We start from the raw sequence: 25,481 nt of genomic DNA, 5'->3' as shown, positions 1-25,481 counted from the left end.
CTCCGTCGCTACAGCGCTTTTAGCCGCAGGTGCCTTTAAACCTAAATAAGGAACAACGGCGCCGGATTCGCTTCAGTTTTTTGGCCGGCCCTCGCGCTGCCTCTGCCACTGCGCATCAGTCCATTGCAGCAGATCCTCGGCGCCGGAACTGCGCAAGTGCGCGCCGCCGTCCTGCACGACCATCTCGCCATTGATGTAGCCGGCCTGGTCGGAAACCAAAAAGCTCGCGAGGTTGGCGAGTTCGTCATGCTCGCCGGCGCGGCCGAGCGGATTGCGTTCCGCCCAGCTTTGATCGCGCCCTTCGGGACGGAGCTGGCCGGACGCGCCCGGCGTCGGAAACGCACCGGGCGCAATCGCAACCGTACGCACGCCCTTTGGGCCCCACTCCACCGCCAGGCTTCGGGTCATCGCGAGCACCGCGGACTTCGCCATCGCCGACGGCACCGTGAAGGCGCGGCCGGTGATCGTCGAGGTCGAGAGGATGCTGAGCACGACGCCGGCGTGCTTGCCGTCGATCCAGCGCCTGCCGGCGGCGAGCGTGCAGTACATCGTGCCATGCAGCGTCGGCGCCAGGATCGCATCCGCCGCCCGCGGCGACAGATGTTCGGTCTGCGCGATGAAGGTCGCGGCGGCATTGTTGACGAGAACGTCGAGCGGCGCCTCGCGCCAGATCTCGTCCATCATGGCAGCGACCGCAGCGCCGTCGCGGATGTCGCAGCCGATCACGCCGACCTTGGCGCCGAGTTCGCTGCGCAGACGCGCGGCTGCCGTCTCCAGCATGTCGCGCCGGCGCCCGCAAATGATCAGCTCGGCGCCGAGCTCGACGAAGCGGTGTCCCATCGCGGCCCCGAGCCCCGAACCGCCGCCAGTGACCAGTATTCGCTTGCCTGCCAGCAGACCCTTTTCAAACATCGCTCGAATCCCCTCGACCACCGATGACGCCATGCGCCTGAAGCGGATTGTAGCCTGCCTTTAAATCCGGCAAGAAGCACCCAGCCTTTTTCTTCTTTCCCGGTCTGAAACCAGGTGCGCCCATGAAAGCCATTCTCTGCTCGCAGTACTGCCAACCCGACGATCTCGTGCTGGCCGACGTGCCCGATCCGGTGGCCGAACCGGGACAGGCCGTGATTGCGATCAAAGCCGCGGCGCTGAATTTCTTCGACATCCTGATGATCCAGGGCAAGTACCAGATCAAGCCGCCGTTCCCGTTCTCCCCGGCGGCCGAGGTTGCCGGCGTGATTGAAAGCGTCGGCGAAGGCGTCACCAGCCTGAAGGTCGGCGACCGCGTGGTAGCGTCCTGCGGCCATAACGGCGCGCGTGAGAAGATCGCACTGCCGGCGAACACGATCGTGAAGATTCCCGACAATCTTGATTTCGATCGTGCCGCCGGGATCATCATCATCTACGGCACGGCGCTGCACGCCCTCGAAGACCGCGCCAGCCCGAAGCCGGGTGAGACGCTCGCCGTGCTGGGGGCTGCCGGCGGCACCGGGCTTGCGGCGTGCGAGCTCGGCAAGCTGATGGGCCTGAAGGTGATTGCCTGTGCATCCTCGGACGAGAAACTCGAATTCGCCAAGGCCCATGGCGCCGAGCTGACGCTGAACTACAGCAAGGAAGACCTGAAAGAGGGCTTGCGCCGGCTGACCGGCGGCAAGGGCGTCGACATCATCTTCGATCCGGTCGGCGGCACTTACGCCGAAGCCGCTTTGCGCTCGATCGCCTGGGAAGGCCGCTTCCTGGTGATCGGCTTCGCCGCGGGTGACATTCCCAAGATGCCGCTCAACCTCGCACTGCTCAAGGGCTGCGATATTCGTGGCGTTTTCTGGGGCGCGTGGACCAGACTCAACGCGGAGAAGAACCGCACCAACCTGGAGAAGCTCGTGAAGTGGACGGCGGAGGGCAAGATCTCCTCGCATGTCGATCGCACCTTCCCGCTGGCGCAAACCGCCGAAGCACTGAAAGTGCTCGCTGGCCGCAAGGCGATGGGCAAGGTGATTCTACATCCGTGATGCGGGTTACCCGATCACGCGTTGATCCGGAATCCACACGAAACAAGCTTAACGGCCCGCGCGCATCGCGGGCCGCGACTGTCCCGCAATGCAACGCAGGTTTTCGTTATTTCGTCAGAGCACGTGTCGTCGGTAACAATGCGTGTTTCGAACGCGCGTTATGCCGCCTCTTCGCCACAATCATACCAAAATATCTCCTTATTTCCCCCGTCCGCCGTCGTCTTTTGAACCCAATCCGCGTGCGATTTTAACTATCATCGGAGGTGCTCCTGTACGTCAGCAAGAGCAAGAAGTAGGTGCAGGGGACGCACCCGTTGTTGCGTTCGAGGTAGTGGGGAACATCACCATGGCGGAGAATAACAAACCGGTTCAGCCCAAAGATCCGTTCGACCGGTTCGATGAAGCCATCAGCGACCCTCGGCTTTATGAAGCCGATCAATCCAGATACGAGCAGCTGCGGGCGCAGCTGCGATACACGCCACAGCACGACGAGCCCCAGCCGCAATACGAGCAGGCTCAGTACGAACAGCCCCGCTATGAGCAGCCCTTTGCGGTGTCGTTTGAGCGGACCGATGTGCTGCCGGAAGAACTGCCACCGCACGAGGCGGTGCCGCTTTTCCTCTCCAACTATGAGGAAGAGCATCATCAGCAGCTTTATGCTTACGAGGGTGCGGACCGGCGGTTCGGCAGCGGCGGCATGAAGAAGGCGCGCGCGGGGCGCGTCGTTGCCGGGGTCGCCGTCGTATCGGCGATCGCCGCGATTCTCGCGCTGTTTTCCATCGATTCGACCCGCAACGTTATCTTCAACGCCTCGCTCGGCGGCGGCGGAGGCGGCGCCCCGCCGTCGGCCGCCCAGCTTGCCGCGGCGGTTCCAGAGCCGGCGCAGCCGCAGCGCAGCGTTGCCGCGCCGCCGCTCGCCGCAGAACCGACCGGCGCCGAGGTTGCAGCCGCACGCCGCACATCGCCCAACGCTGTGGCATCGGCGTCGCCGTCGCGCGACGAAATCGCCGCCGCCTACCAAAGCGCCCTCAAGGGCAAGGGCGGCGCACCTGAACCGGCGGTGAGGGAGCCATCCCGCGAGATCGCCGCGCTGGCGCCGTCAGCGGCCCCGATCGTCGCGGCCGCACCCGCGGTTCGTGAGCCTGCACCAGCGCCGCGCGAGGCGGCTCCGGTGCGGCGCATTGATCCCGACGAGCTTGCGGCGCTGCTGAAGCGGGCGAAGAGCCTGCTTGCGATCGGCGACATCACCTCCGCCCGGCTGCTTCTGGAACGGGCTGCGGACGCGCAGGAACCCGAGGCCGCGTTGATGCTGGCGGGGACGTTTGATCCGCAGGTTCAGGCCAGCCAGGATTTGCGAGGCGTCGCGGCCGATCCGGAGCAGGCGCGGGTTTGGTACCAGAAAGCGGCCCAGTTGGGCTCGGTCGATGCCAAGCGGCGGCTCGGCCAATTGAACTAAACAGTTTCCAACCGGGAGACCAGGCGGAGCGCGCAAGCGCAAGTTCCTTTCCCGGACACACTGAACCAGGGCCCCGTTCCGAATTCACTTCGGAGCGGGGCCCTGGTTTTTTCAGTCCGTCGCGTCCGGCATGTCGGTCCCACGCTTCAGCGCGGCACGGGCGGCGTCGCGATGCTCCTGCGTGATATGGCCTGCGACCATACGGATGGCGGTGGCCAGCACGGCAGCATCGTCTGCAAAGCCGAGCAGCGGCAGCATGTCCGGCATGAAGTCGAGCGGCAGGATGAAATAGGCGACGGCGCCGAGCAGCGACGCCTGCACATGGCGCGGCGTCTGCCGGTCGAACGCACAGTAATAGGCGGCGAGCAGGTCTTCGGCGAAGGGAAGCTGCGCCACCACCTGCTTGAACTTGATCCAGAAGCGCCGGCGCACGCTTTCACGGTCCTGCGCCAGCCGGTCGGCCGGTTCGAAACCGACGGTGTGTTCGGACGAAGCGTGATCGGACGAGGCCATTGCAGCAGCGCTCCCTCAAAATTCCGGCGCGGCAGGTCGCCGCGCTTGGGCACAGGGATAAACAATTGGTGATGCTCGACCCGCCCCGCAAGCAGAGCGACGAACTCAGGCGACGCCCAACTGCGTCGCGATCGCATTCATCGCCTTGGCGAGATCGATATCGAGCCGGGTGACGCCGCCGGCGTCGTGCGTCGCCAGCACCACTTCCACCGTCTTGTAGACGTTCTTCCATTCCGGATGATGATCGTTCTTTTCCGCGACCAGCGCGGCGCGCGCCATGAATCCGAAGGCTTCGTTGAAATCCTTGAAAGTGAAGGTCCGTGCGATCGCATCGCGCCCTGATGTTTCGGACCAGCCGTCAAGTTCCGCCAGCGCCGATTTCCGCGCCTCTGCTGACAAGCGTTCCGCCATCATCGCCTCCCGTTCAGACCGCATTCATCCCAACACCGAAGACTGCGCCGGGATCCACCCGCCAAAACGGGCGGATTGGCCCCTAACGACGTCTGGCCGCCGATAACCATAACGCAGATGTAACAATGGTTAATCGAGAAATTTGCTAGGCTGCGCGGGTAACTTTGGCGGCGGCATGAAATTACACCTCCAACGATCACCCGGGGATCGATGAGCGACGGCACACTTCCTTCGCAAAATCGGGTCCCACCCTCACCCCGGTCGGCGAAACGGCGGCTGACCTTCGTCACGCTGGCCGGCGTGCTGGCCATCGTCGGCGCGCTGGCGGCCGGCTACTACTTCGCCATGCGGCCGGTGACGCTGCGGATCGCGGTCGGCCCCGCCAACAGCGACGACCTCAAGGTCGTCCAGAACCTGACGCAGGCCTTCAACAACCAGCGCAACAGCGTGGTGCGGCTGCGCCCGGTGCAGACCGAAGGTGCGCAGCAGAGCGCCAGCCTGATCGGCGAAGGCAAGGCGGACCTTGCCATCATCAGGGGCGACCTCGACGTGCCGAAGAATGCGCAGGCCGTGGCGACGCTGCGCAAGAACGTCGTGGTGATCTGGGTGCCGCCGGCCGTCAAGGCCAGGGGAAAGAAGTCCGCGCCCGCGATCACGAAAATCAGCCAGCTCGCCGGGCGTCGTATCGGCGTCGTCGGCCGCACCCAGGCCAACGTCAATCTGCTCAAGGTGATCCTGCGCCAATACGGCGTCGATCCCGCAAAAGTCGACATCGTCCAGTTCCCGGCCAGCGAGGCCGCCGAGGCGATCCGCAGCCAGAAGGCGGACGCCTATCTTGCTGCCGGCCCGGTCAACAGCAAGATCACCACCGACGCGATCGCCGCCTCCACGCGCGATGGCGGTACGCCGAAATTCCTCGCGATCGAGTCCGCCGAGGCGATCGCGCAGAACCACCCTGCGTATGAGGCCTCTGAAATCCCGGCCGGAACCTTCGGCAGCGCGCCGAGCCGGCCCGAGGAAGAGATCAAGACCATCAGCTTCTCGCACCACATCGTGGCGCGCAGGGGCGTGGCGGAATCGACCGTCGCCATCTTCACCCGGCAATTGTTCGCCGTTCGCCAGGCGCTGAAGAACGAATTTCCGCTGGCCGCCAAGATCGAGACGCCCGACACCGACAAGGACGCCACCATCCCCGTGCATCCCGGCGCTGCCGCCTTTGTCGACGGCGAGGAAAAGACCTTCCTCGACCGCTACAGCGATTACATCTGGTGGTCGCTGATGGCGGCGTCGGCGATGGGCTCCATCGGCGCCTGGTTCGCCGGCGCGCTCAAGAAGGACGAGCGCAACATGAACACCTCGCAGCGCGACCGCCTGCTCGACATGCTCACCGCTGCGCGCCAATCCGATTCGATGGATGAGCTCGACCAGATGCAGGCCGAAGCCGACGCCATCCTGCGCGACACGCTGCAATGCTTCGAGCACGGCGCGATCGAGGAAGGCACGCTGACCGCGTTCAACATCGCGATCGAGCAGTTTCACAACGCCGTGGCCGATCGCAAGACGCTTTTGATGAGCATGCCGCAAAACCTGCAGCGCGCCAGCGCGCAATTTCGTGCCGCCAGCACCGCCTGATCCGCAAATCCGGTAATCGAAGCGTCATCAATCCTTTCTACCCCTGTCGTCGTGGGCGTTGCATTTTCGCGCCGGATCAGGAGGCTCGCATGACGTTGAAGATTTCACGCGGATATTCGCGGCGTCGTTTTCTTGGAACCGCCGGCGGCGCAGCCATAGGCGCGCTCGCGCTGCCCCATCTCAGCCGCGCTGCCGACCGGCCGATCGTGACGTCAGGCGTGCAGTCCGGCGATATCGGCACCGACAGCGGCATGGTGTGGGCGCGCGCCGATCGTCCGTCGCAGATGCTGGTCGACGTCGCTACCTCCGAGTCGTTCGCGAATGTGCGATCGCTACCGCCGATCGCGGCGCTGCCCGAAAGCGATTTTACCGCCAAGCTGCTGCTGGAAAACTTGCCGGCGGGGCAGGACATCTTTTACCGGATCCGCTTTCGCGATCTCGCCGACATCAATGTCGCCAGCGAGCCCGTGGTCGGGCGCTTCCGTACCGCCCCGGCCGACCGGCGCGACGTCAGCTTCGTCTGGGGCGGCGACGTCGCCGGACAGGGCTGGGGCATCAACCCGGACGATGGCGGCATGTTCACCTTTGCCACCATGCGCAAGCATCGCCCGGATTTCCTGCTGCACTCCGGCGACACCGTCTATGCCGACGGACCGATCAGGAGCGAAGTGACGCTTCCCGACGGCAAGGTCTGGAAGAACCTCACGATACCGGAGAAGGCGAAAGTCGCCGAAACGCTCGATGAATTCCGCGCCGCCCACAAGTACAATTTCATGGACGAGCATTTGCGCGCCTTCAACGCCGAGGTGCCTGTCTTCGTGCAATGGGACGACCACGAGGTCACCAACAACTGGTCGCTCTCCAAGCAACTGCCGGCGGCCTACAAGGAGCGCAACATCGCCCTGCTCGCCGCCCGCGCGGCGCGCGCGTTCCACGAAATGTATCCGATCCGCGCCAGCATCGCGGAGCCGGGACGGCTCTACCGCACGCTCTCCTACGGCCCGCATCTCGACGTCTTCATGCTGGACGAGCGAAGCTATCGCGGCCCGAACGGTCCCAACCAGCAGGACGCTTACGGTCCCGAAAGCTTCTTCCTCGGACCGGAGCAGATGGCCTGGCTGAAGCGGGGGCTGCTGAATTCGCGCGCCACCTGGAAGGTGATCGCATCCGACATGCCGCTCAGCATCATCGTCTATGACGATGCGCCCAACAGACAGGGCTCGGAGGCGGTGGCGCAGGGCGACGGCCCGCCGCGCGGCCGCGAATTGGAGATCGCCGATTTGCTGCGCTTCATCAAGACGTCAGGCGTCGTCAACACCGTGTGGCTGACGGCGGACGTGCACTATGCGGCGGCGCATCACTACAACCCCGACAAGGCGCAATTCCAGGAATTCGACCCGTTCTGGGAGTTCGTCGCCGGCCCGCTGCATGCCGGCACGTTCGGCCCGAACGAACTCGACAACACGTTCGGACCCGAGGTGAAATTCATCAAGGCACCGGGACCCGGCAAACAGAATCTGCCGCCATCGGCCGGGATGCAGTTCTTCGGCCATGTCGGGATTGACGGCAAGACCGGCCAGATGACAGTGACCCTGCGCGATCGCGCCGATGTCGCGCTGTGGTCGACCACGCTCGAACCAAAGCCGGTGTAGGGCCGGTCGACGGTATAGAGCGGTCTAGCCGCAGCGCGATCCCTTTCGCAACATCGCTTCCAGCGCCTCACTGGGGCAGGGTTTTGGCAGCCGCGGCTTCGCTGCGAAGGCAGCTGGAAGCCCCGCCTCGGCGCCGTAGCCGGTGACGAACACAAACGGAATTTTGAGCGCCTCCAGCCGTTCGGCCACCCCAAAACTCTTCTCTCGACTGAGGCTGACATCGAGCAGCGCAAAATCCGGCGACCGGTGGGCGATCAAGTCCAGTGCCTTGGCCACGTTGCCGGCGGTCCGCACCGTCTTCACTCCAAAGCCCAAAAGCCGATCTTCGAAATCGAGCGCAATGAGTGGATCGTCTTCGACGATCAGCACGTCATTGGGCAAGCCGTCACAGGAGGCGGGGTCCATGTCTCTCGCCAGTTCAGGGTTCAGCCATTGATCAGGAGCCCGGGCCGAAGCCCCGGAAGGCACAACTGCCCGCCGATACCAAGAAGCATATCGCGGGTTCCGGAACGGAAACCATCACAAGTCGTTTCCATCGTCTGTCCACTAGTGAACACATAGGGCGGACGGGATCGATTATTGTGCTCCGGCGGGGAGCGGGGAACCTTCAATGATTTCGAGACCGGACGCCGCGGCCAGTGGTCGGCCGTTCAACAATTTGCTGCGTCGCCTGAGTGACGCCGATTTTGGCTTGATCGAACCGAGCCTTGTCACGACGGATGCCGCCCCAAACGACCTGCTCTACAACCCGGGCGACCATGTCGAAACCGTCCATTTCCCCTGCGGTCCCAGCCTGGTGTCCTACATGGTGACCAACGAGGACGGTCGCGCCGTCGAGACCATCCTGATCGGCCGCGAAGGCGCGGTCGGCGGCATCGTGAGCCAGGGCCATCTTCCGGCATATACCCGCATCACGGTCAAATTCGCCGGGCCGTTCGTCCGGATGCCGATCAGCAAGCTTGATGCGGCGAAGGCGAAGTCTCGCAGCCTGAACAACATATTCGCCCGCTATGCCGACTGCATGCTGGCCCAGATATTCCAGTCCACCGCCTGCAATGCGATCCACTCGATCGAGCAGCGCACGGCGAAATGGATCGTTTCGGCAATGGAACGCACCGACGGCGACGAGGTCGTACCGCTGACCCACGAGCAATTGGCGACCCTGCTCGGCGTCGGCCGTTCCTATACCAGCCGGGTCATTCAGACCTTCAAGGCGGAAGGCACGCTGGAGACCCGGCGCGGTTCGATCCTGGTCCGCAACCCGGACGCCCTGCGAAACCGGTCCTGCCAGTGCAACGAGGCGGTCAAGGCTCATTTCGAGGAGGTTCTGCGGGGGGTCTATCCCGACCCCGACCAGGACAATTAGGGCCGGCAACGCGCCCAAATCGACTAACCAAACGCCAAACAAATCATTGTTTTTTGGCGTTTTCTGACTATATTGCGCCGCAACGCGTAAGGCGTGCCCGGTCCTTTTGGCCGGGCTTCCTTTTTGGGGGGAAAGCACCCCATTTAATTCCAGGTTTTAGAAGCGCGATCCGGAAAAGTGGGTCCCGGTTTTCCGGCGAGATCGCGTATCCACCATGCACGACCAGAAGAAGAGCCATGAACCTTCGTAACGTCGCCATCATCGCCCACGTCGACCACGGCAAGACCACCCTGGTCGACCGCCTGCTGCAGCAATCCGGCACCTATCGCGAGAACCAGAAGGTGACCGATCGCGCGATGGACTCCAACGATCTGGAGCGCGAGCGGGGCATCACCATTCTGGCCAAGGCCGCCTCGGTGCAGTGGAAGGACACCCGCATCAACATCGTCGACACCCCCGGCCACGCCGATTTCGGCGGCGAGGTCGAGCGTATCCTCAACATGGTGGACGGCGCGCTGGTGCTGGTCGACGCCGCCGAAGGTCCGCTGCCGCAGACCAAGTTCGTGGTTTCCAAGGCGCTCAAGGTCGGGCTGAAGCCGATCGTCGTCATCAACAAGGTCGACCGTCCCGACGCGCGCCCGACCGAAGTCATCAACGAGGTATTCGACCTGTTCGCGGCACTCGACGCCAGCGAGGAGCAGCTCGATTTCCCGATCCTGTACGGATCGGCCAAGCAGGGCTGGATGGCCGACAGCCCGGACGGTCCGCAGGATGCCGGCATGCAGCCGCTGTTCGACCTGATCGTGCGCCATGTCGCGCCGCCGACCGTCGAGGAAGGCCCGTTCCGGATGATCGGCACCATCCTCGAAGCCAATCCCTATCTCGGCCGCATCATCACCGGCCGCATCACGTCGGGTTCGATCAAGCCGAACCAGCAGGTCAAGGTGCTCGGCGCCGACGGCAAGACCATCGAGACCGGCCGTATCACCAAAATTCTCGCCTTTCGCGGCATCGAACGCACGCCGCTGGAGGAAGCCGAGGCCGGCGACATCGTAGCGATTGCGGGCCTCACCAAGGGCACCGTCGCCGACACCTTCTGCGATCCCACGGTCGAGACGCCGCTGGTGGCGCAGCCGATCGATCCACCGACGGTGTCGATGTCGTTCATCGTCAACAATTCGCCGCTCGCCGGCACCGAAGGCGACAAGGTGACTTCGCGCATGATCCGCGATCGCCTGCTGCGCGAGGCCGAAGGCAACGTCGCGCTGCGCGTGGTCGAGGCCGCCGACAAGGACGCCATGGAAGTGTCGGGCCGCGGCGAGTTGCAGCTCGCCATTCTGATCGAGACCATGCGCCGCGAAGGCTTTGAGCTTTCCGTCTCGCGCCCTCGTGTGGTGCTGCAGAAGGACGAGGCCACCGGTACGTGGCAGGAACCGATCGAGGAAGTCGTGATCGACGTCGACGAGGAGCATTCCGGCGTCGTCGTGCAGAAGATGAGCGAGCGCAAGGCCGAGATGATCGAGATGCGCCCGTCCGGCGGCAACCGCCTGCGGCTGGTGTTCAACGCGCCGACCCGGGGCCTGATCGGCTACCAGGGCGAACTCCTGACCGACACCCGCGGCACCGCGATCATGAACCGCATCTTCCACGGCTACGCCAACTACAAGGGCGAGATCCAGGGCCGCCGCAACGGCGTGCTGATCTCCAACGACCAGGGCGAGGCGGTGGCCTACGCCATGTTCAAGCTGGAAGACCGCGGCCCGATGATGATCGAGCCGGGCTGGAAGGTCTACAAGGGCATGATCGTCGGCGAGCACACCCGCGACAACGACCTCGAGATCAACGTGCTCAAGGGCAAGCAGCTCACCAACATCCGCACCACCTCCAAGGATGAAGCGGTGCGCCTGACCCCGCCGATCCGCATGACGCTGGAAAAGGCGCTGGCCTATATCGAGGACGACGAACTGGTCGAAGTGACCCCGAAGTCGATCCGACTGCGCAAGAAGTTCCTCGACGCCAACGACCGCAAGCGCGCGGAAAAGGCCAAGGAAGCGGTGGCGTAAGGCCGCATCCGGCCAAGAAGCCGTCATGGCCGGGCTTGTCCCGGCCATCCACGTCTTCGATACTGCTGAGACAACAACGTGGATGCCCGGGGCAAGCCCGGGCATGACGGTAGAGCAGACGATGCCCCTCCCCTCCTCCGTCGATGTCGCCATCATCGGTGCCGGCGCCGCCGGCCTTGGCGCTGCGAATGCGCTGAAAGATTCCGGGCTTTCAGTCATCGTGCTCGAAGCGCGCGACCGCCTCGGCGGCCGGGCGCACACCATCATGGCCTCGCCCGAGGTCACCTTCGACGTCGGCTGCGGCTGGCTGCATTCGGCGGATCAGAACTCGTTCGTCAAAATCGCCGAAACGCTGGGCTTCGAGATCAACAGGAACCTGCCGCCCTGGCGCGAGCGCGCCTACGGCAAGGCGTTCCCTCAGGACGACCGCGACGAATTCATCGCCGCGCTGGATGCGTTCTACGATCGCGCCGAGCAAGCCGCGCGAGAGGCCCTGCAGAGCGGCCACGACGGCCCCGCCAATGCGTGTCTCGAGCCCGGCAACCGCTGGAACCCGATGATCGATGCGATCTCGACCTACATCAATGGCTGCGAGCTCGACCAGGTCTCGCTGCTCGACATGGACGCCTATGAAGACACCGACCTCAACTGGCGCGTCCGCCGCGGCTATGGCGCGCTGATAGCGGCCTATGGCGCGACGTGCCCGGTCGCGCTGAATTGCGCGGTGACGCTGATCGACCATTCGGCGAAGCGCATCCGCATCGAGACCTCGCAGGGCACGCTGACGACGGACAAGGTCATCGTCACCGTGCCGACCAACCTGATCGCAGACGAGGCGATCCGCTTTCACCCGCCCTTGCCGGCCAAGGTCGACGCCGCACGCGGCCTGCCGCTCGGCCTCGCCGACAAGGTGACGCTTGCTTTGGATGAACCCGAGGCGCTGCCGAAAGAGGGCAACCTGCGCGCCGCCACGATGCGCACCGCGATGGGCACTTATCACCTGCGCCCGTTCGGCCAGCCCTGCATCGAAGGTTTTTTCGGCGGCCGTTTCGCCCAATCGCTGGAAGACGCCGGCGAAGGCGCGCTCGCCGCGGAAAGCATCAACGAGATCGTCTCCATCCTCGGCAATGATTTCCGCCGCAAGCTGAAGCCGCTCGCGGAATCGCGCTGGGCCCACGATCCCTTCGCGCGCGGTTCGTATTCGCACGCGCTGCCGGGCCATGCGGGGGATCGGGCGGTGCTGGCGGCACCGGTCGATGGACGGTTGTTCTTTGCGGGAGAGGCAACGTCGCCGGAATTTTTCTCGACCGCGCATGGGGCACGGGATTCGGGGGAGCGGGCGGCAAAGGAAGTGCTGGCTTCGCGCACAGGCGAATAGCCCACCCTAAAACTCCAGGAACACGCGCTGCTCCACCAGCACGTGCTCGACCTTCCGGATCGACACACCGATCTCCAGGCCTTTCAAAAGCTCGCACAGGGTTTCGCCGTCGACCAGATCGATCGCCGGCGCGCCGTCCCGGGTGGCTTCCTTCCGCGCGTCGGTGGTGAACGTTCCGGTCGTCATGACCAGTCCCTTGTCGGCCCTGCCGACCATCGCACCGCGGAAATCCCGGATCACCGAGGCGCCGACCGAGCCTTTCCAGCGCTTGCATTGGAAGAAGACGTGAAACGAGAGAAGATTCAGGCGAAGCACGCCGATGCCGTCGATCCCGCCATCCCCATTTCGTCCCGTCACGTCGACCTTGATGAATCCGGAGTCTTTCAAGATCCTTTGACACAGCCGCTCGAAGGCCGCCGGGCTCATCTTGAGGAGGCACTCCAGCAGCCGATCCTGCCACGGAAGTTCAAATGCCGAATAAGCCGGCATCGCCCGGCCATATCCGGCCACGTCCAGCCCCGATTCGGTCGGCCGATCGTGCTCGCCGTGCGGTGAGACACCATGGAGTTGAACCGGAGCGATCGGAATGTCAGCGGCGCAAATCGCGATACCGGGCGCCGGCCGCCAGGATTTGCGCTTGTTGGCTTCGGCCTTCAGTTGATCCGGGCCCGCCGGTCCGCCAGCGTCGTCTTTTCCCAACTCCTCCAACGCTCTTCACCCCTCGCTTGTTTTTCTCGCGCAAGTCGGAGCAGCAATAATTTTGTCAGCGGCAATCCAGCTTCAATACCTTAGGTGGTTCCATGATGGCGTGTCTACTTTGATTTGTCGACTTTCGCTCGGCGCACAACCGCTGGCGGTGCGACTATTCCAGCACCCTTGCGCGCATGTCCGCATCCGGCACGAAACACGAATCAAATTTTCCGAAAATCCGGTAGCGGTTGCGCGCCACCAGATTGTAGATCGCGTCGCGCAACGGCCTGGGCACCATGAATAATGCGCGCGTCCAGCGCCATCGCGGCAGTTGCGACAGCACCGTCAGCGCGGCATCGGATTTGAAATGAGCGGTGCCGCCGTGCACGAAGGCGTTGGTGTCGGGATCATCGGGATCGATCCCGAACGCCTGCGCCAGCCGTGTGCCGTAGGGCGACTGGATCGCGGTGAAGCGGAATTTTCGCGCGACGTCGCGGGTAGCGACGAAGCGGACCCAGCGCGAGCAGAAGATGCAGACGCCGTCGTAGAGGATCACGTCGTCGTCGGGCCGCTCGGTCATCGATATCCTGTCACTTCAACGCTATCGATTGTCCAACGTCAGCAGCGCCACCAGCATCAGCACCACGGCGGGGCCGGTCTTCACCAGTGCGCCGAGCGGCTCGATCCAGAGGTCCGGCGTCAGGATCGCCGCGCCCAGCATATAGCCGAGCGAGGCTGTGATGCCGGCCATCAGGCCGATCGCCGCGGTGCGGCGGAACGCAATCAACACGCCGATGCTGATATCCATCAGGCTTGTGCCAATTGTGACGGGCGCAACCAGCCACGGCGGAAAACCGTGGTCGCGCAGTATCCCTTCCGCAGCGTCATAGGAGATCACCAGCGCGATGAAGCCCGAGACGACCCAGAACAGCACGAGGCTTGCGATGACAAGCGCCTTGATCGGGAACAGCCGGGCAAACCATTTGTCCTGAATGGTGGCGGGGCGTTTTCCGGCCGTCTGCTCGATGGGCCTGGGCACGATTCCGGTCGCGGCGATCCAGTCGGCGGGGTCGCCGCTGACGCCGCGGCGCAGCTCCGCGATCGCGGTGGTTCGCATCGGCGGCATCCAGCCGAACCGGTTGGCGAGATCGCCGAGCTTGGCGCCGAAATCGATCAAGAACGTCGGCATCACGATGCGCCACCAGCGGCCGGTGCCGAACACCTCGCGGAACTGATCGATCACGTCACCGAGCGTGACCGGTTGCTCCTGCATCAGATCCCAGGTCACAGCGTTGGCTTCGCTGCAATCGCGCTCCGCCAGCCAGGCGATGGTGGCGGCGATGTCCTCCATGGCGACCGGCTGGAACGGCGCGGCGCGCTCGGCGGCCGGCAGGTCGAGCGGAAACGCCGCCAGCGAGCGCACCATGGCGCTGCCGCCATAGGCCGCCAAAGCCACCACGAAACCTGGGCGCAGGATCGTGAAGGCGACACCGGAATCCGCGATCAGCCGCTCGGCCTCCCGCTTGGTGGTCGCGAAGGCGGTTCGGTCGGACTCCGGTGCCCCAGGTATGGAGATATGCACGAGGCGAATCCCCCGGTCGCCGTTGCGAATCGCCTGCAGCAGCCGCGCGACGAAATCGCAATGAACCGCCGACGTGTCGCTGCCGGGGCCGTCCTGCAGCACGCCGAGACAATTGACGACGACATCGATGCGATGATCGCGCAGCAGCCGCGCCAGCATCGGCGCTTCCATCGACATCACGGGAAGCTCGAGATCGAGCGGACTGCTCTTCTGCGACGCCGACAGTTTGCGCGCGACGCCGACCACGGGAAATCCCCGCGCGCGCAGATCGTCGGTGACGAAACGGCCGATCAGGCCGGAAGCGCCGAGCACAAGGATCTTTCGGTTGCCGGTGTTCATGTCTGCCTAAAGCGGCTTGGCGATCATCAGCCAGAGAATAGCCATGACCGAGCCAAAACCGGGAATCCCAAATAGAAACCATCGGTGGAAAAGTGCGTGATATCGCTGCGGCAACTTCTGGTTATTCGCGACAGCGTTGCGCGCGAGGTCGCGCATTTCGATCTGCATGAAGACGACAGGCACCCAGAACAGCCCGGCCATCGCATAGAGCACGAGCGAAGCGGTCAGCCAGAACTCGCTCCATCCGGTGGAGGACAGCCACATCAGCACACCACCGCTCACCGGCTGCAGCAGCACCGCCGTCAGCGTGAACAGCAGGTCGGCGATCACGACGGTCCCGGCAGTGCGCGCGATGAAGGCCGCGTCCCGGCTGCGATGCGCCATCAGCATGAAGAACGCGATGCCCGTGCCGGTACCGAGAATGACGATCGCGCCGAGCACATGCAGATATTTGACCAGGAAATACAGCGTCATTTTTTCTTCGCCGGGATCGGGAAGCGCACTCTCAACGCGCGGTCGAGTTCGCCGGCCGCGAGTTTTATCCCGGCCTCGCTCTCCGCCAGCCAGTGGCCCTCGCCGCCATGGGCCGGCAGCACGCTAAAATCCACCTTGCCGCCACCGGCACCAAACGCGTCCGCCAGTTTGCGCGAGAACGTGGGCGAAAAATAGCTGTCATTGGCAGCCACCAGCCAGGTCACCTTTACGCGCGCCGTTTTGCCGAACTCACCCGCCGCGGCGGTGAGCGCATGCGGCGCGCAGATCCGATCGGGAAGATCATCGGCATGCCCACCGCGGCCGGCTGCGAACGTGACGATGGCGGCAATGTTGTTCGGATCCTCACCGGCCAGCGCCAGCGCGCCCCAGCCCCCGGCCGAATGACCGATCACGACCATGCCCGCGGGGCGGATGAAGGATTGCTTGCGCAACAGCGAGGCGGCGGCGGCGATCTCGTCCGCCGTCGCGCGACCGGATCTCGCGTAGTCCGCCTCGTCGCAGCCACCCTGATCTTCGAGATACTTTCCCCCTGTCGCGCCATGACCCGGACGCTCGGGGACCAGCACGGCAAAACCGCGCTCCACCAGCCAGCCGGCCAGCGCGCGGTATTCAGGCCGCGGCATCTGCGCCCGCCGCATCGCATTCTGGGTAGAGGCGTGTGCGATCACCGCAAGCGGAAACGGCCCTTCGCCGGGCGGGCGAAACAGCACCGCACGCGACGCTGTTGCCGGATCGGGCGACGGCACCAGCCATTGCTGCGCGCGGTTTGGTTCGCCTTCCACACCGTGCGCGCCAAACGCTGGCTGCGCGGCCGCGGCCTTGACACCGAGCGCGGCCACGACGATCAGCGCCACCAGCAGGTTTTCCAAATGCATGAACGGGCCTGAGACGTCCGCGGGCGGCGCGCAGTTGCAATCATCAGCAGAATACCGCCAGCGAATCACATCCGGCGCATTTTTCCGTGAACGGAATTTAGGCAGCGTCGCGTTGGATGATTCTGACAACGATTCATCACCGGCATTGATCGGATGACCCATTAGAACAGGTCCTTTGTCCTCTTTCGGCACAGAACCACCCACAACTGATGCACAAAATCCACAGGTTAACCGATAATTAAGGATGCATCTTGAAGCCGGCCCGCCGACTTGCTTTGATTGCGTCATGAGCACAACCCTGATCGAGGTCCGACCGGCCAAAGCTGCAGACGCGGCTGCGGTGGCGTCTACCCATGATGAAGCCTGGCGTTCGGCCTACCAGGGCATCATCCCCGGCGCAGAGCTCGAGAAGCTCATCAACCGTCGCGGTCCACAATGGTGGGACAGCGCCATCCGCAAGGGCAGCCGCGTCAGCGTGCTGGTGTTCGGCGACAAGGTCGCGGGCTATGCCAATTACGGCCGCAACCGGGCCCGCAGCCTGCATTTCGAAGGCGAGATCTACGAGCTCTACCTGAGGCCGGAATTCCAGGGCCTCGGTTTCGGTCGCCGCCTGTTCACGTCGGCCCGGCGCGACCTGATGCAGAGCGGGTTGAAGAGCATGGTGATCTGGGCCCTCTCGGACAACGACCCGGCGACGGAGTTCTACCGGGCGCTCGGCGGCCGGATGGTAGCTCGTTCCTCCGAGAAGTTCGGGCCGAAATCGCTCGATAAGGTCGCTTTCGCCTGGTCCAACTGAGGACCTTCCCGCCGTTTTGAGTATTATCCTTACGGCGAGCCGGACCGGTTTTCCGGATCATTGCTCTCATTGAAGGCTTTTCCCGGCTCCGCCGCGGGTCTAAACGGACCCTGACGCGTGCCCGATTCCGGGCGCCCCTGTAACGCCAAGCGGAGTCCTCTATGCGTATTGACGCCATCTCGATCGGAAAGAACCCGCCCCACGACGTCAACGTCATCGTCGAGGTGCCGGTGGGCGGCGAGCCGATCAAATACGAGATGGACAAGGAAGCCGGCACGCTGGTGGTCGACCGCTTCCTCTATACGGCGATGCGCTACCCCGGCAATTACGGCTTCATCCCGCACACCCTGTCCGGCGACGGCGATCCCTGCGACGTGCTGGTGGCCAACACCCGCGCGATCGTGCCGGGCGCCGTGATCAGCGTGCGCCCCGTGGGCGTGCTGCTGATGGAAGATGAAGCCGGCGGCGACGAGAAGATCATCGCGGTGCCCTCCTCCAAGCTGACCCAGCGTTACGACAAGGTCAAAAGCTACAGCGACCTCCCCGACATCACGCTGCAGCAGATCCAGCACTTCTTCGAGCACTACAAGGATCTCGAAAAGGGCAAATGGGTGAAGGTGCTGCGCTGGGGCGACGCAGAGGACGCCCGCCGGCTGATCCTCGAAGGCATCGAACGGGCGAAGAAGTAACTCCCTCGCCCCGCCCTTGCGGGGAGCGGGAGAAGCAAGATCACACCGCCGGCTTCGCCAGCCCGTGAATCGCGCATGCCGCACGCAGCGTATTCACCAACAGGCACGCCACCGTCATCTGCCCGACGCCGCCGGGCACCGGCGTGATCGCGCCGGCCACCTCGGCGACTTCCTTGAAGGCGACGTCGCCGATCAGCCTGGTCTTGCCGTCCGGCAGTGGCGTGCGGTTGATGCCGACATCGATCACGGTGGCGCCGGGCTTGATCCAGTCCGCGCGCACCATCTCCGGCTTGCCGACCGCGGCATAGACCAGGTCGGCGCGGGCACAGAGTTGCGGCAGATCTCTCGAGCGCGAATGCGCGATCGTCACCGTCGCATTCTCGTTGAGCAGCAATTGCACCAGCGGCCGGCCGACCAGATTGGAACGGCCGATCACGATGGCGTTCAGGCCCTCCAGCGAAGCGTGCACGCTCCTGGTCAAAATGATGCAGCCCAGCGGCGTGCAGGGCGACAGCGCGGCAAAGCCGCCGGCCAGCCGGCCGGCATTGTTCGGATGCAGGCCGTCGACATCCTTGGCCGGGTCGATGGCGTTGATCACGGTCTCGGTATGGATCGATTTCGGCAGCGGCAATTGCACGAGAATGCCGTGCACGGCGGGATCGGCATTGAGCTTTGCGATCATCGCCAGCAGGTCGGCCTGCGCGACGTCGGCGGGCAATTTATGCTCGAACGAGGCCATGCCGGCAGCCTGGGTCTGGGCGTGCTTGCTGCGCACATAGACTTCGCTGGCGGGGTCGTTGCCGACCAGCACCACGGCCAGTCCCGGCGTGATCTGATGTTCACTTTTGACCCGCGCAACCTCATCAGCGACGCGGGCGCGGAGCTCCGCTGCAATGATTTTTCCGTCGATGATACGTGCTGTCATCTCAATCCTTCGCCTTGGCCGCGGTCGCCGCCCGCAGCGTTTCGCCGAGAATTTTCGGATCGCCATCAATGGCGACCTGTTTCAGGCGCGATGTGACGCCTGACAAAATCTTTACGCGCGCCTTCGGCACACCCAGCGTCTTCGCCAGCAGTTCGGTGACCGCGCGATTGGCCTCGCCGCCCTCGGCGATGGCGCGAACACGAACCTTGACGACTGAACGCCCGTTGGCGAGCGTCTCGATCCCGTCGATATCGTCACGCCCGCCGCGCGGCGTCACCCGCAGCGCGACGCTGATTCCCTCGGTGGAGTAACGCCAGGGATCCATCGCGCATCCCGCAGCTGGCGAGACAAGCGATCAGATGACGTTCGGATAGATGTAGTACAGGATCACCCGCTGGATCAGCATGATGAGCAGGATCAGGATGATCGGCGAGATATCGAGGCCGCCCAGACTGGGCATGAAGCGGCGGATCGGCGCCAGCGCCGGCTCGGTAATCCGGTAAAGGAACTCCGCCACCGCGGCGACGAACTGGTTGCGCGTGTTCACGACGTTGAAGGCGATCAGCCAGGACAGGATCGCCGACGCGATCAAGAGCCAGACATAAAGGTCGAGGACGATGATGACGATGTCGAGGATGGCGCGCATGTGGCGGGGGCTCGCGAGGAGGGATAACCAGCTAGATATCGGTTCATCCCCCTGCAAACAAGGGAAGTTCCCGGCAAAATGACGCCAATAAGGATACGTTTACCGTTCTTGACTTGGCCTTGGGCCGGACTGTAAATGGCGCCGATTGTCGGCCGCTTCGGATCGCTTCGAAACGGCCGCGACGGGGCCATAGCTCAGCTGGGAGAGCGCGTCGTTCGCAATGACGAGGTCGGCGGTTCGATCCCGCCTGGCTCCACCACGCTTCGCCCTTCGGGCTACGCGTGGCGCAGCCACGCAAGAGCCTGAAGGGCAAAGCGTGCCCGGCGTAGCCCGCAGGGCGAAGACGGGCTGGTAGACCTTAGCTCCAGACCCCCGCCCCTTCCCCTCACTTCCCCGTAAACCTTGGCGGCCGCTTCTCCACAAAGCTCGCCACCCCTTCCTTGAAATCGCTCCCCTTCAGCGCGATCTGCATTTCGCGGTTGGCGTCGATGGTGGCCTCGGCCAGCGTCTGGAACGGCACATCGTAGAGCTGGCGCTTGATCACTGAAATCGCGCTGGGCGAAACGAAATCGGCCAGATCGCGGGCATAGGCATAGGTCTGCTCGCGCAACTGGTCTGGCGGGTAGAGCCGGTTGACCAGCCCGATCCGCAACGCCTCCTCGCTTCCCACCCGCCGTGCGGACATCAGCAAGTCCAGCGCGTTGGCGTGACCGACGATGCGCGGCAGCATCCAGCTGATGCCGTGCTCGGCGATCAGCCCGCGGCGCGCGAATGCGGTGGTGAAGACGGTGTTGTCGGCGGCGAAACGCAGGTCGCAATACAGCGCATGAACCAGGCCGATGCCGGCCGTGGCGCCGTTCAGCATGCCGATCACGGGTTTGGGGATTGCCGGGTAGTACGCGTAGCGCGTCTGCCAGTCGGCCCGGCGGTTCATGTCGAACGGGGTGTTCTCGCCGCGTCGGACCTCGCTGGGATCGATCGCCTGCAACGCCTCCATGTCGGCGCCGGCGCAGAACGCCCGCCCGGCGCCGGTGAGCACGATGACGCGGACGTTGTCGTCGCCGGCTGCCGCCTCCATCGCCTGGCGCACATCGCGCTCCATGGTCGCGGTCCAGGCATTCATGCGGTCCGGCCGGTTGAGCGTGATGGTCGCGATCCGCTCGCTCACCTCGTAGAGAATATGCTGATAGGTCACCGCGATCTCCCTGTCGTTTCTGTCGTTTGATTTTGCGCGCGCAAGCCATTCGGCCGCGCCCGTTCAGGAGAACGACCCTAGCACATCCGAAAATTTTGAAAGACGTTCGAATACGCGGGCAAATTCCGCGCGACGGCTATTCCGCCGCGTCCAGCATCGCGCGCGGCGCAAGCTCGCTCCAGCCCGCGATGAAGTTCGTCAGCCACGCCCGCTCGGCCGTGTCGTGCATCGCGCGGCCTTCGAAGTGCAGATGACGCGGCTGCGCGCCCGGCTGCTCCATGCGCGCACAGCCGCGCGTGGTCCAGCGATGCATCATCGCGTAGGTGACGTCGGGGTGAAACTGGAAGCCGAACGCATGGCCGTGCCGACAGGCCTGCACCGGAAAATCGTCACCTTCGGCAAGCAGTGTTGCGCCGCGCGGCAGCTGAAATCCTTCGCCGTGCCAGTGGTAGACGTGCGCCGGCCAGTCCGGGGATAATGCGTGGCCCGCAGCCGTCGGGCGGATCGGATAGTAGCCGACCTCTACCCGTCCCTCGTGATGCGGCGCGACCCGAGCACCCAATTGTTTGGCCAGCATCTGCGCACCCAGGCAGATGCCGAGAAACGGCCGCTGCTCGCGCAGGGGAATCTCGATCCAGTCGATCTCTCGGCGGACGTAATCGTCGGAGTCATTGGCGCTCATCGGGCCGCCGAAGATCACGGCGCCGGCATGTTGTTCGAGCGTGTCAGGCAGCGGATCGCCGAACCGCGGACGGCGGATGTCGAGGGGATGGCCGAGCGCCCGCAGCGCATTACCGACCCGTCCCGGCGTCGATGTTTCCTGGTGAAGGACGATCAGAACAGGCGGCAAGGGCTCAGGCGCAACCAGCGCCCGCTGACCCGGAAAGGGCAGGATAGTGTCTCTATTTTTTGTCGATCGGAACGACATCGAAGTGGCCTTTGGGGGCGCAGCTCAAACCGCAACGATAGCTAAGTGAATCTTAATTTCGCGTGAGTTCGCGCACACTCGAAGCTTCCAAGCAAGCCGCGGGCCAGACGCGGCGGCCGTGCGGCGCGTGCGCTTGCCTCGCAAAAATCGGGGATTTGCTCAGCGCCGGTGAAGCTGGAGCCGCCCGACCGCGCCCAGAATGAAGGAGCGCGGGAAGAACCGGAGCAAGAACGGCACGATCTTGATGCCGATGCCGGGCATCACTGCCCGCTTGTTGGCCATCAAGCCGCGATAGGCCTGCTGCGCGACGTCGGCCGGCAAGACATTGAGCACGACCGAATCGAAGCCGGGTCTGAAGCCTGCGCGCGCCTGGAACTCCGAGGGCACCGGGCCGGGACAGAGCACCGTCACGCGCACACCATGCGGTGCCAGTTCGGCCCGCATCGCCTCCGTGAACGACAGCACATAGGCCTTGGTGGCATAATAGACCGCCATCCCCGGACCGGGCATGAAGCCGGCGATCGAGCCGACGTTCAACAGCCCGCCGCGGTTTCGGATCAGCTGGTCGGAAAACCGCAACGACAGCTCGGTCAAGGCGCGGATGTTGACCGCGATCATGTCGAGCTGATCGGCGCGATCGCGCTGGACCGCCCGACCGAACAGGCCGTAGCCGGCATTGTTGACGACATACTCCACTTCGAGGCCGGCGGCGGCCAAGGCTTCCGCGATCCGGTCGCCGGCATCGGGCTGCACGAGGTCGCAGGGAATAACGACAGGAGCCTTGCCGCCCGCGGCCGTGATTTCAGCCGCCAGCGCCTCGAGGCGGTCGGTGCGACGCGCCACCAGCGCCAGACGATGGCCGCGAGATGCAAAAACGCGCGCCAGCTCGGTGCCTATGCCCGCCGATGCACCGGTGATCAGCGTCACACGTTCGGTCACGATCGAAGTCTCTTGGATTGATTGCAGATGAACCCAGTACCGCAACGAGAGCATAGCCGCTTAGTGTGACGCAAGCCAAGTGCATGGCATATGCCCATGCAGTCCTCCGCGCCCTGGCATTCGAAGTTCAATCTTTTCAGGCCTATCGCATCTGGCCGTGACCTGCCGCAACACATTAAAGTTTCGTCATCTCCCGTTACGCACCATCCACAAGTGTGACGCTGACATCACTATGTCTCGGCATCGGCCGTTTTCGACACGGACGAGCCCGGTCGCCGCTGCTCCGCCACCTTGCGCTTGAGATCGATCCGGTCGCGCGAAGAAACACCGAGCAGATCGGCAGCGCGCCAGACCACATTGTCCTCGAACTCGCTGACCTCGCCGTCCGCGTACACCAACTCCCACATCATCTCGATGATGCGCAGCCGGCCCTCTTCGTTGACCGAACGCATGATGACGCTGGTGAAATGATAGAGATCGACCGCCTCGCCTTCGGCCCGCGTCGCCTGCGCGATCAAATGATCCGCCTTGCCGGGGTCGAGCTTGAAGCGGCTCTCGATCAGGCTGTGCAATTTGCGCTTTTCGATCGCGCTTGGTTCGCCATCGAGCGAGACGACGTGAACCAGCAGCGCCGTCGCCGCCAGCAGGTAGCCGGTGTCGTCGAACGACATATCGGTATCAGCGCCGGGCGAAACGATATCGGCGATGAATTGGCGCAATCCGTCGAGCATTAATCAACCTTCGAGGTCATGAAAGCCTGTAGATGCCATATGGGTTCCGGATTTGGTCGCCGCAATCGGCGCTCCAGGGGCCCGGTGCCGCAGGCGGATTAAATCGGCGTCACGTTCGACCGATGAAGACTTCTGCCTCCGGGGCGGCAAGCGTCGGGCTGCGCGATTCGCCGCAGGGTGCGGGGCGCTCGTTAAATTGCTAATCATTCGCATTTGCATTAGAAACGATTGTTGTTTTAGCGGCTGATTTCTCAAGGGGAAACGCCATGGCTTCCTTCCGCTTCGCACTCGGTGCGGCCATTGTGCTGGGAGCCGCATCAGGGGCGGCGCTGGCGGCGGGCGATCTGTCGCGGCAGACGCCGATCGAGGTGACAGTCGATCTCGGCTCGCCTGGCAAACATGAATTCGCGCCGAAGCAGCTCAAATTCGAAACCGGCAAGCTCTACAAGCTGATCCTGCGCAACTCGAGCAGCGATCCGCACTACTTCACCTCGCATGCGTTCTCGCAGATGGTGTTCACGCGCAAGGTGCAGGTGACGCAGCCGCAGAACGGCAAGGCGGTGACGCTCGCCGAATTCAAGGGCGCGATCCGCGAGATCGAGGTCTATCCGGGACAGTCCGCCGAATGGTGGCTGGTGCCGATCGCGGCCGGCAAAGCCAGCGACCTGCGCTGCGACATCAAGGGCAGCGACGGCAAGACCCACGCCGAACTCGGCATGACCGGCGAGATCGTGATCGAGTAGCCTTAAGGGATCTCGTAAACGACCATCTTGTCGGCGATGCCGCGCAGCGCCGCTTCTTTCTGGATCGGCCTGATCGACTGCTTCTGCAGCAGCGAGGCGACGGCCGGCGATTCAATTACCGGGCTGGTGATATGGATCTCCTGCGAGGTCGACAGGCTCTGCACGCGCGAAGCGATGTTGACGGTCTGGCCGAAATAATCCTGCCGCTCGTTGAGCATGACGGCGAGGCACGGGCCCTCATGAATGCCGATCTTGACCATCAGGTCCTCGCGGCCGCGCTCGGCATTCAGCGCGGCCATCGCCGCGCGCATGCGCAGGCCTGCCACGATCGCATGTTCCGGCCGGATGAAGGTCGCCATCACGGCGTCGCCGATCGTCTTCACCACCGCGCCCTTTTCCGAAGCGATAATCTCGAGCAGCGCATGGAAATGCGCCCGCACCAGATCGAAGGCCGCGAGATCACCGACCCGTTCATAGAGCGCGGTGGAGCCCTTGAGGTCGGTGAACAGGAACGTCAGTGACGTGATCTTGAGGCGCTGATCGACGTTGAGATTGTCGGCCTTGAAGACGTCGCGAAACGTCTGGTTCGACAGCATCCGCTTGGCGGTCAGGATCGGCCTGCGTGTGCCGAGCAGTTCGTGGAGCGTGTCGTTGGCGACCCAGACCGCGGGCAGCACGCGATGGTCGGTCTGGTTTTCCAGCGAAAGCCGCAACGGCCCGGGGCGCATCACGGTGGTGCCGGTCGGCGCATGCAGCTTGTTGAAGACGATCGAGAACTGCCGACGCTCGCGGGTCGGCTCACCCTGGATATCCAGGAAATGCGCCGAATGCGTCACCGGCTCGAACACGATCACGAACTGACCGGGCAGTTGCAGCGACAGCACCGCCTTCTCGCCCGCCGGCAGTTCGATGGCTTCGAGCGTGACGTCTTCGCTCAGACGGCGGATCGAGTCCTCGTTCAGCTCCATCCCGGAGCTCCAGAACATCTGGCGGTTATATTCCCACAGCGGCAGCGTATGGGGATCGTGCGCGGCGATGCGCCGGACGCGGGGACTGACGGTGAAGGAAACCTCGACGCGGTCGTCGACCGACGCCTCATAACCCCTGGCGCATAGCGCGCAATTGTAATCGTCGTGCCGAAGCGATTTCAGCGTGTCGTGTGCGCCGAGCACGCCGCCGCAGCCGGGGCACAGGACATTCCAGCTCAGATCGAACAGGCCGAGCCGCGCCGAATGCAGGAAGGCCGAAATGACCTTCTCCTCGTCCAACCCGTACCGCGCGGCGAAATCCAGGAGATTGATACGGTTGAGGTCGCGGTCGTCACCCTTGGCGATCAACTGCGAAATCGCCTCGACCACCGCGGGATCGGCAGTCTGGCGCAGAACGGAGAACTGGGCCTGGGTATCGCTCATGGTGAAGGCCTAGATG

General features: G+C 64.0%; 27 protein-coding genes and 1 tRNA gene. 11 read left to right on the top strand and 17 right to left on the bottom strand.

Annotation, left to right across the window (positions count from 1 at the left end; translation table 11 throughout):
• Nucleotides 1–72 precede the first annotated feature (72 nt).
• The gene (locus tag QUH67_RS01515) at nucleotides 73–912 is read right to left on the bottom strand and encodes an SDR family oxidoreductase (protein ID WP_300944891.1); all 840 of its coding nucleotides are present in this window, start codon (nucleotides 910–912) and stop codon (nucleotides 73–75) included.
• Nucleotides 913–1,034: 122 nt separating this feature from the next.
• On the opposite strand from QUH67_RS01515, the gene QUH67_RS01510 reads away from it, so the two are divergent.
• Complete coding sequence (locus QUH67_RS01510; protein WP_300944890.1) at nucleotides 1,035–2,009, top strand: NADPH:quinone oxidoreductase family protein; 975 nt, start codon at nucleotides 1,035–1,037, stop codon at nucleotides 2,007–2,009.
• A gap of 160 nt (nucleotides 2,010–2,169) precedes the next feature.
• Nucleotides 2,170–3,465, top strand: a complete 1,296-nt coding sequence (locus QUH67_RS01505; RefSeq protein WP_300944889.1) for an SEL1-like repeat protein — start codon at nucleotides 2,170–2,172, stop codon at nucleotides 3,463–3,465.
• A 111-nt stretch (nucleotides 3,466–3,576) separates the two neighbouring features.
• Here the strand turns inward: QUH67_RS01505 and QUH67_RS01500 are convergent, their stop codons facing one another.
• Both QUH67_RS01500 and QUH67_RS01495 read right to left on the bottom strand, forming a co-directional pair.
• Nucleotides 3,577–3,978 (bottom strand): YkvA family protein, encoded by a 402-nt coding sequence (locus QUH67_RS01500; protein ID WP_300944888.1) that lies wholly within the window; start codon nucleotides 3,976–3,978, stop codon nucleotides 3,577–3,579.
• 105 nt (nucleotides 3,979–4,083) lie between these two features.
• Nucleotides 4,084–4,392 (bottom strand): 4a-hydroxytetrahydrobiopterin dehydratase, encoded by a 309-nt coding sequence (locus QUH67_RS01495; protein ID WP_300948303.1) that lies wholly within the window; start codon nucleotides 4,390–4,392, stop codon nucleotides 4,084–4,086.
• Between the two features lie 207 nt (nucleotides 4,393–4,599).
• Here QUH67_RS01495 and QUH67_RS01490 point away from each other — a divergent pair, with 207 nt between their 5' ends.
• Both QUH67_RS01490 and QUH67_RS01485 read left to right on the top strand, forming a co-directional pair.
• The gene (locus tag QUH67_RS01490; RefSeq protein WP_300944887.1) at nucleotides 4,600–6,021 is read left to right on the top strand and encodes a TAXI family TRAP transporter solute-binding subunit; all 1,422 of its coding nucleotides are present in this window, start codon (nucleotides 4,600–4,602) and stop codon (nucleotides 6,019–6,021) included.
• A gap of 89 nt (nucleotides 6,022–6,110) precedes the next feature.
• Entirely contained in the window at nucleotides 6,111–7,673 is a 1,563-nt protein-coding gene (locus QUH67_RS01485) for an alkaline phosphatase D family protein (protein ID WP_300944886.1), read from the top strand.
• 24 nt (nucleotides 7,674–7,697) lie between these two features.
• Here the strand turns inward: QUH67_RS01485 and QUH67_RS01480 are convergent, their stop codons facing one another.
• On the bottom strand, nucleotides 7,698–8,078 hold the full coding sequence (locus tag QUH67_RS01480; RefSeq protein WP_300944885.1) for a response regulator: 381 nt from the start codon (nucleotides 8,076–8,078) through the stop codon (nucleotides 7,698–7,700).
• A 205-nt stretch (nucleotides 8,079–8,283) separates the two neighbouring features.
• Between QUH67_RS01480 and QUH67_RS01475 the strand changes: the two genes are divergently transcribed.
• The 3 genes from QUH67_RS01475 (at nucleotide 8,284) to QUH67_RS01465 (ending at nucleotide 12,480) form a co-directional block, all read left to right on the top strand.
• A complete protein-coding gene (locus QUH67_RS01475; RefSeq protein WP_300944884.1) occupies nucleotides 8,284–9,039 on the top strand; it encodes a Crp/Fnr family transcriptional regulator in 756 nt (251 codons plus the stop codon).
• 236 nt (nucleotides 9,040–9,275) lie between these two features.
• Entirely contained in the window at nucleotides 9,276–11,102 is a 1,827-nt protein-coding gene (gene typA / locus QUH67_RS01470; protein WP_300944883.1) for a translational GTPase TypA, read from the top strand.
• 121 nt (nucleotides 11,103–11,223) lie between these two features.
• Nucleotides 11,224–12,480 (top strand): flavin monoamine oxidase family protein, encoded by a 1,257-nt coding sequence (locus tag QUH67_RS01465; RefSeq protein ID WP_300948302.1) that lies wholly within the window; start codon nucleotides 11,224–11,226, stop codon nucleotides 12,478–12,480.
• Between the two features lie 6 nt (nucleotides 12,481–12,486).
• On the opposite strand, the gene QUH67_RS01460 is transcribed toward QUH67_RS01465, so the two are convergent.
• The 5 genes from QUH67_RS01460 to QUH67_RS01440 all read right to left on the bottom strand — a co-directional run bounded on the left by QUH67_RS01460 (nucleotide 12,487) and on the right by QUH67_RS01440 (nucleotide 16,461).
• Nucleotides 12,487–13,179 carry a restriction endonuclease gene (locus tag QUH67_RS01460; RefSeq protein ID WP_300944882.1) on the bottom strand — a complete coding sequence of 231 codons (693 nt, stop codon included), beginning with the start codon at nucleotides 13,177–13,179 and terminating at the stop codon, nucleotides 12,487–12,489.
• Between the two features lie 163 nt (nucleotides 13,180–13,342).
• Nucleotides 13,343–13,750, bottom strand: coding sequence for a thiol-disulfide oxidoreductase DCC family protein (locus QUH67_RS01455; RefSeq protein ID WP_300944881.1), 408 nt, complete (start codon nucleotides 13,748–13,750; stop codon nucleotides 13,343–13,345).
• 21 nt (nucleotides 13,751–13,771) lie between these two features.
• A complete protein-coding gene (locus QUH67_RS01450; protein WP_300944880.1) occupies nucleotides 13,772–15,091 on the bottom strand; it encodes an SDR family oxidoreductase in 1,320 nt (439 codons plus the stop codon).
• Nucleotides 15,092–15,097: 6 nt separating this feature from the next.
• A complete protein-coding gene (locus tag QUH67_RS01445; RefSeq protein ID WP_300944879.1) occupies nucleotides 15,098–15,565 on the bottom strand; it encodes a DUF2269 family protein in 468 nt (155 codons plus the stop codon).
• Nucleotides 15,562–16,461 carry an alpha/beta hydrolase family protein gene (locus QUH67_RS01440; RefSeq protein WP_300948301.1) on the bottom strand — a complete coding sequence of 300 codons (900 nt, stop codon included), beginning with the start codon at nucleotides 16,459–16,461 and terminating at the stop codon, nucleotides 15,562–15,564. The genes QUH67_RS01445 and QUH67_RS01440 overlap by 4 nt, the downstream gene beginning before the upstream one ends.
• Before the next feature lie 286 nt (nucleotides 16,462–16,747).
• On the opposite strand from QUH67_RS01440, the gene QUH67_RS01435 reads away from it, so the two are divergent.
• Both QUH67_RS01435 and ppa read left to right on the top strand, forming a co-directional pair.
• A complete protein-coding gene (locus QUH67_RS01435; protein WP_300944878.1) occupies nucleotides 16,748–17,257 on the top strand; it encodes a GNAT family N-acetyltransferase in 510 nt (169 codons plus the stop codon).
• A 161-nt stretch (nucleotides 17,258–17,418) separates the two neighbouring features.
• A complete protein-coding gene (ppa, locus tag QUH67_RS01430; protein WP_300944877.1) occupies nucleotides 17,419–17,946 on the top strand; it encodes an inorganic diphosphatase in 528 nt (175 codons plus the stop codon).
• A 40-nt stretch (nucleotides 17,947–17,986) separates the two neighbouring features.
• Here ppa and folD read toward each other — a convergent pair whose 3' ends face one another.
• The 3 genes from folD to QUH67_RS01415 are packed head-to-tail and all read right to left on the bottom strand — an operon-like array spanning nucleotide 17,987 to nucleotide 19,517.
• Entirely contained in the window at nucleotides 17,987–18,871 is an 885-nt protein-coding gene (gene folD, locus QUH67_RS01425; RefSeq protein ID WP_300944876.1) for a bifunctional methylenetetrahydrofolate dehydrogenase/methenyltetrahydrofolate cyclohydrolase FolD, read from the bottom strand.
• Nucleotide 18,872: 1 nt separating this feature from the next.
• Nucleotides 18,873–19,196 (bottom strand): DUF167 domain-containing protein, encoded by a 324-nt coding sequence (locus QUH67_RS01420; protein WP_300944875.1) that lies wholly within the window; start codon nucleotides 19,194–19,196, stop codon nucleotides 18,873–18,875.
• 30 nt (nucleotides 19,197–19,226) lie between these two features.
• Nucleotides 19,227–19,517 carry a YggT family protein gene (locus QUH67_RS01415; RefSeq protein WP_300944874.1) on the bottom strand — a complete coding sequence of 97 codons (291 nt, stop codon included), beginning with the start codon at nucleotides 19,515–19,517 and terminating at the stop codon, nucleotides 19,227–19,229.
• 183 nt (nucleotides 19,518–19,700) lie between these two features.
• Between QUH67_RS01415 and QUH67_RS01410 the strand changes: the two genes are divergently transcribed.
• Nucleotides 19,701–19,776 (top strand) — tRNA-Ala (locus QUH67_RS01410).
• Nucleotides 19,777–19,902: 126 nt separating this feature from the next.
• On the opposite strand, the gene QUH67_RS01405 is transcribed toward QUH67_RS01410, so the two are convergent.
• The 4 genes from QUH67_RS01405 to QUH67_RS01390 all read right to left on the bottom strand — a co-directional run bounded on the left by QUH67_RS01405 (nucleotide 19,903) and on the right by QUH67_RS01390 (nucleotide 23,310).
• Entirely contained in the window at nucleotides 19,903–20,712 is an 810-nt protein-coding gene (locus tag QUH67_RS01405) for an enoyl-CoA hydratase (RefSeq protein WP_300944873.1), read from the bottom strand.
• A gap of 136 nt (nucleotides 20,713–20,848) precedes the next feature.
• Complete coding sequence (locus QUH67_RS01400; RefSeq protein WP_300944872.1) at nucleotides 20,849–21,640, bottom strand: glutamine amidotransferase; 792 nt, start codon at nucleotides 21,638–21,640, stop codon at nucleotides 20,849–20,851.
• A gap of 159 nt (nucleotides 21,641–21,799) precedes the next feature.
• Complete coding sequence (locus QUH67_RS01395) at nucleotides 21,800–22,579, bottom strand: SDR family NAD(P)-dependent oxidoreductase (protein ID WP_300944871.1); 780 nt, start codon at nucleotides 22,577–22,579, stop codon at nucleotides 21,800–21,802.
• Between the two features lie 230 nt (nucleotides 22,580–22,809).
• Nucleotides 22,810–23,310, bottom strand: a complete 501-nt coding sequence (locus QUH67_RS01390; RefSeq protein ID WP_300944870.1) for a tellurite resistance TerB family protein — start codon at nucleotides 23,308–23,310, stop codon at nucleotides 22,810–22,812.
• A gap of 266 nt (nucleotides 23,311–23,576) precedes the next feature.
• Here QUH67_RS01390 and QUH67_RS01385 point away from each other — a divergent pair, with 266 nt between their 5' ends.
• Nucleotides 23,577–24,053 carry a cupredoxin domain-containing protein gene (locus QUH67_RS01385; protein ID WP_300944869.1) on the top strand — a complete coding sequence of 159 codons (477 nt, stop codon included), beginning with the start codon at nucleotides 23,577–23,579 and terminating at the stop codon, nucleotides 24,051–24,053.
• A gap of 2 nt (nucleotides 24,054–24,055) precedes the next feature.
• Here QUH67_RS01385 and QUH67_RS01380 read toward each other — a convergent pair whose 3' ends face one another.
• Nucleotides 24,056–25,465, bottom strand: a complete 1,410-nt coding sequence (locus QUH67_RS01380; RefSeq protein WP_300944868.1) for an adenylate/guanylate cyclase domain-containing protein — start codon at nucleotides 25,463–25,465, stop codon at nucleotides 24,056–24,058.
• Nucleotides 25,466–25,481 lie beyond the last annotated feature (16 nt).

The organism is Bradyrhizobium roseum, from assembly GCF_030413175.1.
GTDB lineage: Bacteria > Pseudomonadota > Alphaproteobacteria > Rhizobiales > Xanthobacteraceae > Bradyrhizobium > Bradyrhizobium roseum.
The sequence above is the reverse complement of the archived record's forward strand: the minus strand, read 5'-3'. Positions and strand labels throughout refer to the sequence as shown.